This is a genomic window from Dactylosporangium sp. NPDC000555 (assembly GCF_040300025.1).
In the GTDB taxonomy this organism is placed as follows: domain Bacteria; phylum Actinomycetota; class Actinomycetes; order Mycobacteriales; family Micromonosporaceae; genus Dactylosporangium.
Genome location: NZ_JBEPDB010000143.1, coordinates 1 through 10,909 on the forward strand (window position 1 = coordinate 1; position 10,909 = coordinate 10,909).

The 10,909-nt window shown below is 70.9% G+C and carries 13 protein-coding genes; 5 read left to right on the forward strand and 8 right to left on the reverse strand.

The features are described 5' to 3' along the window. Positions 1–613 (reverse strand): aromatase/cyclase (locus tag ABT297_RS41325; protein WP_350559070.1); only part of this gene is annotated, 613 nt, incomplete at its 3' end. A 137-nt stretch (positions 614–750) separates the two neighbouring features. Here ABT297_RS41325 and ABT297_RS41330 point away from each other — a divergent pair. Next, on the forward strand, positions 751–1,791 hold the full coding sequence (locus ABT297_RS41330; protein WP_350559073.1) for a class I SAM-dependent methyltransferase: 1,041 nt from the start codon (positions 751–753) through the stop codon (positions 1,789–1,791). A 583-nt stretch (positions 1,792–2,374) separates the two neighbouring features. On the opposite strand, the gene ABT297_RS41335 is transcribed toward ABT297_RS41330, so the two are convergent. The 3 genes from ABT297_RS41335 to ABT297_RS41345 form a co-directional block, all read right to left on the reverse strand. Beyond that, on the reverse strand, positions 2,375–3,136 hold the full coding sequence (locus ABT297_RS41335) for an SDR family NAD(P)-dependent oxidoreductase (RefSeq protein WP_350559076.1): 762 nt from the start codon (positions 3,134–3,136) through the stop codon (positions 2,375–2,377). Between the two features lie 25 nt (positions 3,137–3,161). Further along, positions 3,162–3,593 (reverse strand): FAD-dependent monooxygenase, encoded by a 432-nt coding sequence (locus ABT297_RS41340; RefSeq protein WP_350559107.1) that lies wholly within the window; start codon positions 3,591–3,593, stop codon positions 3,162–3,164. 225 nt (positions 3,594–3,818) lie between these two features. Further along, positions 3,819–4,508, reverse strand: a complete 690-nt coding sequence (locus ABT297_RS41345) for an IS5 family transposase (RefSeq protein WP_350559079.1) — start codon at positions 4,506–4,508, stop codon at positions 3,819–3,821. A gap of 341 nt (positions 4,509–4,849) precedes the next feature. On the opposite strand from ABT297_RS41345, the gene ABT297_RS41350 reads away from it, so the two are divergent. Both ABT297_RS41350 and ABT297_RS41355 read left to right on the forward strand, forming a co-directional pair. Next, positions 4,850–5,806, forward strand: a complete 957-nt coding sequence (locus ABT297_RS41350) for a hypothetical protein (RefSeq protein ID WP_350559082.1) — start codon at positions 4,850–4,852, stop codon at positions 5,804–5,806. 351 nt (positions 5,807–6,157) lie between these two features. Beyond that, complete coding sequence (locus ABT297_RS41355) at positions 6,158–6,592, forward strand: VOC family protein (RefSeq protein WP_350559085.1); 435 nt, start codon at positions 6,158–6,160, stop codon at positions 6,590–6,592. An 84-nt stretch (positions 6,593–6,676) separates the two neighbouring features. Here the strand turns inward: ABT297_RS41355 and ABT297_RS41360 are convergent, their stop codons facing one another. The 4 genes from ABT297_RS41360 to ABT297_RS41375 all read right to left on the reverse strand — a co-directional run bounded on the left by ABT297_RS41360 (position 6,677) and on the right by ABT297_RS41375 (position 9,686). After that, on the reverse strand, positions 6,677–7,498 hold the full coding sequence (locus ABT297_RS41360; RefSeq protein WP_350559088.1) for a tryptophan 2,3-dioxygenase: 822 nt from the start codon (positions 7,496–7,498) through the stop codon (positions 6,677–6,679). Further along, the gene (locus tag ABT297_RS41365) at positions 7,491–7,691 is read right to left on the reverse strand and encodes an MbtH family protein (protein WP_350559092.1); all 201 of its coding nucleotides are present in this window, start codon (positions 7,689–7,691) and stop codon (positions 7,491–7,493) included. Before ABT297_RS41365 ends, ABT297_RS41360 begins: the two co-directional genes overlap by 8 nt. After that, positions 7,684–8,328, reverse strand: a complete 645-nt coding sequence (locus ABT297_RS41370) for a phosphopantetheine-binding protein (RefSeq protein WP_350559095.1) — start codon at positions 8,326–8,328, stop codon at positions 7,684–7,686. The genes ABT297_RS41365 and ABT297_RS41370 overlap by 8 nt, the downstream gene beginning before the upstream one ends. Positions 8,329–8,639: 311 nt before the next feature. Further along, a complete protein-coding gene (locus ABT297_RS41375; RefSeq protein WP_350559098.1) occupies positions 8,640–9,686 on the reverse strand; it encodes an alpha/beta fold hydrolase in 1,047 nt (348 codons plus the stop codon). Between ABT297_RS41375 and ABT297_RS41380 the strand changes: the two genes are divergently transcribed. Both ABT297_RS41380 and ABT297_RS41385 read left to right on the forward strand, forming a co-directional pair. After that, positions 9,660–9,857 (forward strand): helix-turn-helix domain-containing protein, encoded by a 198-nt coding sequence (locus ABT297_RS41380; protein ID WP_350559101.1) that lies wholly within the window; start codon positions 9,660–9,662, stop codon positions 9,855–9,857. The two genes, ABT297_RS41375 and ABT297_RS41380, sit on opposite strands and share 27 nt — an antisense overlap. Next, positions 9,770–10,621 carry a helix-turn-helix transcriptional regulator gene (locus ABT297_RS41385; protein ID WP_350559104.1) on the forward strand — a complete coding sequence of 284 codons (852 nt, stop codon included), beginning with the start codon at positions 9,770–9,772 and terminating at the stop codon, positions 10,619–10,621. Before ABT297_RS41380 ends, ABT297_RS41385 begins: the two co-directional genes overlap by 88 nt. Positions 10,622–10,909 lie beyond the last annotated feature (288 nt).

Below are 10,909 nucleotides of genomic sequence, written 5' to 3' on the forward strand. Positions count from 1 at the left end.
GGACGACCCGGCGGCGCGGGAGCCCGGCGTACCCGGCCCCGGGCAGGTCCCCGGCCGCGGCCACCAGGCGGCGCCACGCGCCGTCCGCGGCGCACGCCACTAGCACGGAGTCCTCGACGCACACGGTCCGGGCGGTCAGCTCGGCAAAGGACTCGGCCACCCGGCGTAGCTGCTCGACCTGCGCCGCTGCGGCCCGGTCGACCTCCGCGACGGCGACCCGCACGGCCTCGGCGTCCGCGCGGCCCTCGACAGTGAGCGTGTGCACCAGCGTCACCAGGCACGTGTCGCCGTCCCCGGCCGCGAACGTCCACTCGCCGTGGGTGGCCGTGACCGGGGCGCGGTCGCCGGCGTGGCCGAAGACGATGCGCCGAGCGGCCCGGTCGACCACCCGCTCGGCGCGCCAGTCACGCACCGCCCCGCCGGGGCCGACCACCCAGCGGTGCACCAACTCCCGCCCGTCGTCCGCCGGCTCGACCTCGGCGTGCAGGTGCGACGGGAAGTACCGGGGGGCCTCCGTGACATCGGCCACGAGCGCGAAGCACAGCTCGGGCGGGGCGGCCACCTGGACGGCGTGGGTGACGGAACCGGCCGGCTCATGCACGACGATCGACATCGGTGTCTCCTCTCGAACGGTCAGCCCTGCCAGCCTGCGCACCGCGCCTCGACGGGCGATCGAGTCCGGTTCGAGCCGGGTCGGCCAGCGTGGCGGGAGCCGGGCACTCGGTGCCCCCGACGCGAGGAGGTCGCCACATGGCGCACGAGATACCCGTCACCAGACGGTCGATCCTGGAACACCTGCTGGCCTACAAGCGCACCGCCGTCCTGCGCACGGCGCTGGAGCTGCGGCTGTTCGACGCGGTCCAGGCCGGGCATGCCACGCCCGCCGCCGTCGGCGCCGCGACCGGCGTGCCGGAGCGCTCCGTGCGCGTGCTGCTCGCCGCGCTGGCCGCGGCCGGCCTCGTGGTTGAGGACGGAGGCGCCGACGCGCCGCAGTACGGCCTGCCCGACGGCGCCGAGCGCCTGCTGGTCAGCACCAGCGCTGACTACGCGGGCGGGGCCGCGCTGGTCGCCGCGTCACAGCTGGAGTGGGAGTCGATGGGCCGGCTCACCGGCATCGTGCGGGCCGGGACCACCCCGCTTCCCGTCGACGCCGGGAGCGCCGGCTTCCCCTACTGGCAGGACTTCGCCGAGCACGGCACGTTCGCCACGCACCAGGTCGCCGACGCGGTCACCGACGCCGTCGCGGGCGTCGTGGACGACAGCGCCCCGCTGCACGTGCTCGACCTGGGCTGCGGGCACGCGATCTTCGGGCTGGCGCTGGCCCGCCGGTTCCCGGGGGCGCGGCTCACCGCCTTCGACCGCGACGACATTCTGCCCCACGCCCGGAAGAACGGCGCGGCGACGGGGTTGTCGTCGCGCACCACGTTCGTGGCCGGGGACGCGTTCCAGACCGACCTCGGCGGCCCGTACGACGTGGTCGTGCTGGCCAACCTGCTGCCCCAGTTCGACCCGCACGACGGGGTCCGGCTGCTGCGCCGGGCGGCCACCGTGCTGGCGCCCGGGGGAAGGGTGGTCGTCGCCGGCTTCACCGTCGGCGACGACGAGCCCGCACGCGAGTACGGCGCCCGCATGCTCTCGCTGCTCATGCTGGCCTGGACCCGGGGCGGCGAGGTGCCGACCAGTCCCGGATACCTGCGGATGCTCGCCGCCGCCGGCCTGGACGAAGTCGAGGCGCACGACCTACCCGGCCTGCCGAGCCGGCTCTTCCTGGCCCGGCCGGGGCGGGGATGACGATGGACTACGTCCCGCTCGGCGCCAGCGGCCTGATGGTGAGCCGGGTCGCCTTCGGCAACTCGCTCACCCACGGCAACCAGATCGCCCTCGGCCACGTACGGCCGCACGTGGTCGAACACCGTGCACTTGTGGGTCATGCCGCCGGGCAGGCAGTGCAGCAGGAAGTTCATCCCGACCGAGTCAAAGCGCTCATTCGGCCCGAGGTTCAGCGGCGCCAGCACGTCCCGCTCGAGCAGCCGGGGGCGCAGGCGAGCGAGCCGACCGCCGACCTTGCGCAGCACGCCCTCGTTGAGGTCCATCAGGGTGAGCTGGGGGTCGCGGACCGGGAACCTGGTGCGCTCGAGGAACCAGCCGGTGCCCGGGCCGAGGTCCAGGTGCCGAGGGCCGGCGGCGCGGTCGTACTGCCGCAGCATCTCTCGCCGCGGGCAGCCCCACACCACCGGGCACACGACGCCAAGCACCCACAGGTCGTAGATCGACAGGATTCGGCTGGTGTAGGGCGCGGCCCCGGCGAGGATCTCGTCCTCGCCGGGCACGGTGCGTGGTGTCGTCATCGATGTCACCTCTCGTGGTTGTCGTCTCATCGGCCACCAGCCACGGTCACGACCTGGCCGGTGACGTTCCCGTTGGCCGCCGAGCCGAGGTACAGCACGGCGGCGGCGACGTCCTGCGGGCTGCTGAGGCGGGCGGTGGCCGTGCGAGCCAGCTCACCGTCGCGGATGTGGGCCGGCAGCCCGCCGAGCACCCGGTCGGTGGTGGTGAGCCCCGGGCACACGACGTTGACCAGGACCCCGTCCGGGCCCACGTCCCAGGCGAGGCTGCGCGCGAGGCCGTGCAGGGCGCCCTTCACCGCGCCGTAGAACTCCTGGCCCCGCTGGCCGTCGTGCACCACGTGAGAGGACAGCAGCACGATCCGGCCCCAGCCGCGGGCCCGCATGCCGGGCAGCACCAGCTGGGTCAGGCGCAGCGTCCGGACCAGGTTGTCGGCCACGAACCCCTCCCACTCGGCCGGCGGCACCTCCTCGAAGCGCACGTCCGGGGGTCGGCGCGGCGCCCAGCGCACGGCGTTGGCGACGAACACGTCGATGCCGCCCCAGCGCTCGCCGACCTCCTGCACGGCGAGCTCGGCGGCGGCCGGTTCCTCCAGCGGGCAGCGGACCGCCATCGCACGGCCGCGGTCGGCGCCCATCTCCGCGGCGAGCCGCTCGGCCGCGTCCCGGCCGGACCGGTAGGTCAGTGCGACCCTGGCCCCCTCGGCGGCGAACGCCCGCGCGGTTGCCGCGCCGATCCCGGACGAACCGCCGGTCACCAGCACGGACCGCCCCTCCAGGTTGGTCTGCACCCGAACTCCTCCTCTCCCGGCCGGGTCAGGCGACGCCGGCCGGAACGCGCAGCCCGGCTGGGGACAGCGCACGCTCCAGCGCCGCCGCTGTGAACCGGCCGCCCCGCGCCGCGAGGTAGCCGTCCGGGCGGACGAGGACCCAGCCGCCGGGCCGCAGCCCGAGCCGGTCGCGCAGGGCGCCTCCGAGGTCGGCGAGGACCCCTGGGCCGCGCGCGTCGGCAGAGTCTGCCAGCGTGCACACGCCGAGCCAGGCGGCGTGGCGGCCGGCCGGCGCCTCAGGGTCGGCGCCCTCGGCCACCGCCAGCGTCCAGCGTGGATCGCGCAGCTGCTCGTACCACGCCTGGCTCGCCGGCGCGTCCGGCCAGACGCCGGCAGCTGCGCTGGCCCGCTCGCCCGGCGCCGGTCCGCCGGTGCGGCCGGCGGCGACGGTGAGCGGGCTGTCCACATAGGACAGCATCAGTCCGCTGATGCCGGCCAGGACCCTGCCGCTGCATCTTGCGGCGCACCGGCGGCAGCCGCCGCACGACCCCGAAGACCAGCGGTAGCATGACCTCGGCGAGCGCGTTCTTCAGCTGCACGAGAACGGTGGCCTTGCCTGTCGAGCCGAGCAGCCGCGCGCCGATCGGCACCCGCTCCGCGGTGTAGCTGGAAAGCAGCACCGGGCTGGCCTGGTGGTGGGCCACTATGGCCAGTTTCCAGCCGAGGTTGTACGCCTCCTGGATACCGGTGTGAAGGCTCTGCCGTCGTATCCGGCGTCGGCCCAGAGCAGTTTGAGCTGGGTGCAGGTGTTGAGCAGGGTGATGATGAGGAGTTTCGCGCCGAGGCGGTCGCCGATGTTCGCGGCGGTGACGACCACGGCGAGGAGGAATCCTTCGGTGTCCACGGCGATGTGGCGTTTGCGGCCGTTGGTCTTCTTGCCGTTGTCGAAGCCGCGGGTGGCGGCGCCGACGGTGTCGGCGGCCTTGACCGACTGGGAGTCCACGATGCCCGCGGTGGGCTGGACCTCGCGACCGACGCCGGTGCGCAGGCGGGCTCGGAGCCGGTCGACGAGCAGGTGCGGCAGACCACGTTCGTTCCAGCGCTGGAAGAACGCGTAGACGGCTTCCCATGGTGGGAAGTCGATCGGTAGGGCGCGCCATTCGACGCCCTGGCGGGTGAGGTAGCTGATCGCGTCGAGCATGGCTCGCAGGTCGTGGACCATGGGTCGGCCGGTGGCCCGGCGCAGTTGGTCCATCACCTGCCGGGCGCGTGGTTCCAGAACCTTCCACTGCGCATCGGTCAGGTCGGAGGGATAGTGGCGGACCCGGTCGCGACACAGGCAATCGGGGCAGGTGGTGGTGGCGCCGAACGCGGCGAAGGGGTATGAAGACATCCGCGGGCTTTTGGTGAAGGGGTTTGGCTAGTCACCTCCTCTGCTACCAAAAGCCCGCCTCCGATGTCTCCCGACACGCCGCGTGTTGATCTAGCCGACACCAACATGATCAACGACCGTGCCAACACCCCTTTACCAACAGGCACTTAGCCAGGACTTCCTAGCTTCACCATCGAGACCTTCGCGATGTCTGGGTGTGGGCCCGGGAACACGAAAGCCCGGTCCACACCCGGCGAGCCGAAAGTTCGTGACGGTCTCGCCGGGACCTCGGGTTCCGACCGGAGTCGCTACGATGCACTGGCGCCACAAATCGACAAACGTAGTCCCCTTGGGCGGGCTCTATGTCGGGTGGAGTACGTGCCTGTGTTGTATCTCCGACTGGAAAGTTCTCCCTTCGTATGTCGATTTACGCGGTGTTCCTCGACGGCTGGGATCACAAAAGCACATGGGGCTGGGACGACGGCGTCGGCAGCTACTACGCCCAGATGACCGGCAACGGCAAGTCCGATGCGAACGGACCGGAAATCTGGATTACGCCCCCGACGTTCCCGGAGATCATGTCGCCCGCGGCGCTCGCCGAGGCGATCGCCCGCGCTACTGGTGAGAATCTGGGAGCCGTACAACGGGCCATGAACGACGGACTGAACGGCGCCGAGGGCCACCTGCACCGCATCGAGATCACCGATGGCGCCGTGGCGCCACACGAGGCGGTCCCGAATGTTGCGGACCCGGTCGAGCATCCCGTCGCGGCGATCGTGGCGGACGCTGCTGTCGCGACCGCCGATCGGCTGATGCGCGAGGCAGGCATGATGCCGCTGCCGACCGCCCACATGTTCATGGACGACGTCGACCCGCCCTACGTCGGGTACGTGGCGACCCGCCCGTTCTACCGCGGCGCGGACGCGGCCGAGGCGATCGGCCGCCTCGGCGAACTTCCGGCCGCTCTCTACGCCACTCGGCTGCTGTTGGTGTGGGAGCACGCTGACCTGTACACGGCGCTGCAGATGCCCGGTGAGACGTTCCCGACCGCGCTGGTCACGGTCGAGGCCACCTTGAGCGCTCACACGCTGATCTGGCGGCCTTTCACCTTCACCTGGGGACCGGCTGGCTCACTCGGCACGCCCACCGTCCTGCCGGCATGGGGGACGCCAGTCACCTACCGCAGTGGCGCCCTGCCCACCCCGGTCGGTGCCGCGATCGACCGGTGGCGGAGGCTCGGCAGCGGCGAGATCGAAGCTGTCACTGCCGCGCTGCAGCGTGCCCAATTCCAGGTCAAGCTCATCGCGCCGAGTGCCTGACCGATGCGCCTCAGGGCCGTTGCGGCAGTAGCGGGTGGGGTTCGCCCGTGAGCGCGCACAGCGCGGCAACGACTTCGTACAAGTCCGCGCGGACGTAGGTGGCTGTGGTTCCGAGGTCTGTCCGGCCGTTGTGTCCGGCATAGGCGCGGGCGACGGCGTAGCCGAAGTGCCGTTCGACTCAGGTGAGGGTCGTGTAGCGCAGCCAGTGGGTGCTGATCTGCTGGGCTGCGACCCAGGGCAGGTACTCGCCGATGCGGGCCCAGAGGTGTCCCGCCGCCGCGGCGAACGGCTGCGGCGGCGGACGGATCGGTGATAACCTAGAAAATCGTCGATATCGCTATGCATCGGAGGATGCGTTTCGTGTTTCCCACCGTCCGCAACATCGCAATCGACTGCGCCGACCCGTATGCGCTGGCGACGTTCTGGAGCAAGGTTGTCGGGCAGCCCCTCGCCGACGACGACCTGCCAGGAGACCCGGAGGCGTCGGTGCAACTGCCGGGTGGTCCCGCGCTGTTCTTTGCCGAGGTTCCGGAGTCCAAGGTGGGCAAGAACCGCCTCCACATCTGCCTGGAGCCGGCGGTGTCGCGTGAGGACGAGGTGGAGCGGATCCTCGGCCTCGGCGCGACGATGGTCCACGACCGGCGCAAGCCGGACGGCCGAGGCTGGGCGGTGCTCGCCGACCCGGAGGGCAACGAGTTCTGCGTCCTGCGCAGCGCCGCGGAGCGGGCGGCCACGCAGCCGGCGCACCCGGAGCCCGGCGCGGCTCCGGCACCAGAACCGGCCTGAAGCGCCCCGCGTCGAACTCCGCCGCTACAGCAGGTTCCGGACGGTCCAGAGCTCCGGGAAGAACCGGTGCTGGCCGGCCGCCCGCTACCACGCCAGGCCACTGCTCGCCCCGGACCCCGGCTTGTCGCCGATCGTCCGCTCCACGATCAGCAGGTGCACGGCCCGCCAGCGGCTGAACTCGTAGGCGACGTCGGCGAGCGTCTCCGCCAGGCGGCGTAGCACCGGGTCGGCACCGCGGTCGTAGCAGTCGGCCCACGCCTGCTCAACGCTCGAATGCGGCCGGTACGCGGCCGCGACATCGGCGGCCAGGTGCTCCGGCGCGATCGCCGCGCCGCGGCGGGCAAGCAGCCGGACGGCCTCGTCGTAGAGGCTCGGCGCGGCGAAGTCGGCGGCGAGCTGCTCGGCGATCGCCGGCACCCCGGTGTGGGGGCGCAGCATCGCCGGACTCTTGTTGCCCAGGACGAACTCCAGTCGGCGGTACATGAACGACTGCACCCCGGAGGCTGAGCCGAGCGCGTCGCGGAACTCGTTGAACTCCGCGGGGCTCATGGCGCGCAGCACGTCCCACACCTGCACGAGGAGCCGCTGTACCGGCAGCGCCCGGCGCAGCGTCCACAGCGCGGCCTCCGGGTCGTCGGCGGCCAGCTCGTCGCGGGCCCGGCTGAACTCGGCGTGCAGGAGCTTGAACAGCAGCTCCTTGACCTGCCCCATGATGTGGAACGACAGCTCGGCGGCGCCGTCGCTGCGCAGTCGCTGCAAGGACAACAGGGTGTCGATCTGTTCGTAGTCGAGGTAGGCGTTGCGGGCCGTCTCGGACGTCAGCAGCGGCTCTCCGCCGGTCCGCGCCGCGCGCTCCCGCCGCTGCGCGTCGGAGAGGGCCGAGACGGCGGACACTGCCTCAGGCACGGTCCGCCTCCATGAACTTGCGCAGGCTCAGCGGGCGCATGTCGGTCCACACCTCGTCGATGTGGGCGAGGCACTCCGCCTTCGGCCCGCGGAATCCGGCACGTCGCCAGCCCGGCGGCGGCTCGTCGTCGGCGGTCCAGATCGAATACTGCTCCTCGTCGTTGAGGACCACGTCGTAGATCTCGTCACTCACCGGTGGTGCTCCTTTCCGGATTGAGGGTGTACTTGCTGCGGTCCGCTCGCCGGATCGGCGCGAGTGGTGCGGGTGCGGTCCGCTGCGCCTGCTCGACCAGGCGGGCCATCGCCGCCAGCGTCGGCGCGGCGAACAGCTCCGCGAGGGGCACCTCGGCGCCCATTTCGCTGCGCAGCCGGGCGGCGAGGCGACTGGCGAGCAGCGAATGCCCGCCGAGGTCGAAGAAGTCGTCGTCGGCGCCGACCCGGTCGACGCCGAGCAGTGCCTGCCAGACCGCGGCGAGGGAGCGCTCGGCCGGGGTACGCGGCTCCACGAAGGGGCGCCTCACCTGGGTTCGAACGTCCACAGTGGACGGGTCCGGCAGTGCCCGGGTGTCGAGCTTGCCGTTAATCGTCACCGGCCACGTGTCGAGCACGATGAACCGCGCCGGCACCATCGCTTCCGGCAGCCGCCGGCGCAGGGCTTCGCGCACCCGCGCCACATGCTCGCCGTGCTCTGCCGGAGCGCTGGCGGCGGGCTGCAGGTAGGCGACGAGCTGCGGCTGCCCGTCCTGGTCCGGATACACCGCCACGTGCGCGGCCGCCACACCGGGCTGGGTTGTGAGGTGGTGGCTGATTTCGGTGGGTTCGATGCGCATGCCGCGGATTTTGGTTTGGTGGTCGGTGCGGCCGTGGTAGTGGAGGGTGCCGGTGGGGGTTTGGTGGGCGGTGTCGCCGGTGGTGTAGATGCGTTGGCCGGGTTGGGTGGGGTGGGGTGGGGTCGGAAGGTGTCGGCGGTGTGGCCGGGTTGGTGGTGGTAGCCGCGGGCGAGTTGGGGGCCGGCGATGCACGGCGGCGCACCCTAGCGGGTTGGTGGCTGACGCCACCAACCCGCAGTGCAGGGGGCATGACCAACGACTACGACCCACGAGCCCTCAGCGGATCGTGAAGCGGATGTCCTGCTGGAATGCTAGGCGGCATCCCGCTGGTCCAGCCACTTCAGAATCGCCTCGGTCGTTTCCTCCGGCTTCTCCTGCTGGATCCAATGACCGCAGTCCAGACTGACCACTTCCACATTCGGCACGAATTCCGTCAGTCTTTCAGCCCTCGCGACAGTGTCGCGGTCGCCGTAGATCATGAGGGTGGGCTGTCGGATGATCGGGTCCACGTCCGCCAGTAGGCGCCAGTTGCGGTCCAGGTTTCGGTACCAGTTGATTCCGCCCGTGAACCCTGTTGATTCGAAGGCGGAGACGAAGACGGCCAGTTCGCTGTCACTCATGACGGGCTCACCGAGTGGGGTTTCCGCTCTGGCGAGGTTGATCAACGCATTGCCCGGCTGAGGCTCTGCGAGGGGCACGTTCTTCCGGTACAGGTTCCGAAGGAATTGGAACGTGTTCTCCTCGAACACGGCGTCCGCGACGCCCGACTGCCGGTTGAAGTGGACGAAGTAGAAGTCGGCGCCGAGCACGGCCTCCATGAACTCGATCCAGGGCATCTCTCCGCGCTCTTGGTAGGGCACGCTCAGCGCTACCACGCCGTTGACCCGGTTCGGGTGCAGCAGGGTCAGGCCCCAGACGACGAATGCGCCCCAGTCATGGCCGACGAAGGTGGCATCCTCGTAGCCGTAGTGATCGAGGAGGGCGACGAGGTCACCCGACAGGTGCTCGATGTCGTAGTCCGTCACTTCGGCGGGACGGGACGAGTTGCCGTAACCCCGCTGGTTCGGGACGATGACGTGGTAGCCCGCCGCGGCCAGGGCCGGCACCTGATAGCGCCAGGAAAAGGCGTGCTCCGGCCAGCCGTGACAGAGCACGATGGGGTTCCCCGCGTTCTGCCGGCCGGCTTCGAAGACTTCGAGTTCCACACCGTTGACCGAAATGCGGGTGGGCTCGGGAAAGTCGACTGTCATGCCGGCATCATGCCGACCGATACCGGTCACCTCCTGACCGGTTTCCGTGGCAGTGTTGTCCGGGTGCGAGCCGACCGGTTGATGGCCATCCTCCTCCTGCTGCAACATCGCGAGCAGGTGACCGCAGCGGAGGTCGCCCGGGAGTTGGAGATCTCCGAGCGCACCGCCCGCCGCGACCTCCCGCCCTGGGCATGGCCGGCGTGCCGGTGTACTCCGTGCAGGGCCGAGGCGGCGGCTGGCGCCTCGTGGGCGGCGCCCGCACCGACCTGTCCGGGTTGACCGCGAGTGAGGCCCGCGCCCTGTTCCTGGTCGCCGGCCCGGCCTCGTCTGTCACGCCGGCCGTGAAAGCGGCGCTGCGCAAGCTCGTCCATGCCCTGCCTGAGCCGTTCCGGGCGCAGGCCGAGGCGGCGGCGTCGTCGCTCGTCATGGACCCGCAACGATGGGGGTCGAGCCGGGTCGAGCCCCGACCTCCTCGCTTCCTCGACGAGCTCCAGGACGCGGTGATCCGCGGCGTCCAGGTCCGGCTCGGCTATGTCGACCGCGAACACAGCGAAACCGAGCGAACCGTCCACCCGCTGGGCATCGTCGCCAAAGGCCCGTCGTGGTACCTCGTCTCCGGCACGGAGGCCGGTCGGCGGACCTTCCGGATCGACCGCGTGTCGTCCGTCGACCCGACCGGCGATCCCGTGCACCGGCCCGATGACTTCGACCTTGCCGAGAGCTGGCGCGAGATCGCCGACGAGGTCGAACGCAAGCGAACACCCCTCGAGGCCCGGGCGATGTGCGCGCCCCACGGGATAGGCGTGCTCCGGATGGGGTTCGGCGATCGGCTCGAGGTGGGAGGTTCCACGACCGACGGCCGCATCGAGGTCGTGATCCGCGGCAACGACGAATACATACTCGCCGGCGAGCTTGCCGGGCTGGTCGAATGGATCGAGGTGGCCGGCCCTCCGGGGGTGCGAGACCACCTGGCCTCGATCGGCAACGCGCTCGTCGAGCGATACGGCTCAGACCGGCACGGACGTCGTGCGGCAGAACGATAACCGAGGTCATCAGGTTCCACAGCACCGATGAACTCCGACTGCTCGCACGACACTACGACGAGATGAGCGCCATCTACGCGGCCCAGCTCTCCAGCGTCCGTAACGACGACTTGTGAGCGAGGACGCCGCTCGCCAGCGACGCGGCAAGGAGCAGCAGCCGTGGCAGCACCCCCGAGCATGGGTCGACGCACGCTCATCGGCTACTTATCTACTGGTGCTACGACCGCAGCCCGGCCAGGCTGGGTCGAGGTGATCGGCAGGGTCGCTCTCTCATCGGCTGCCCACTGC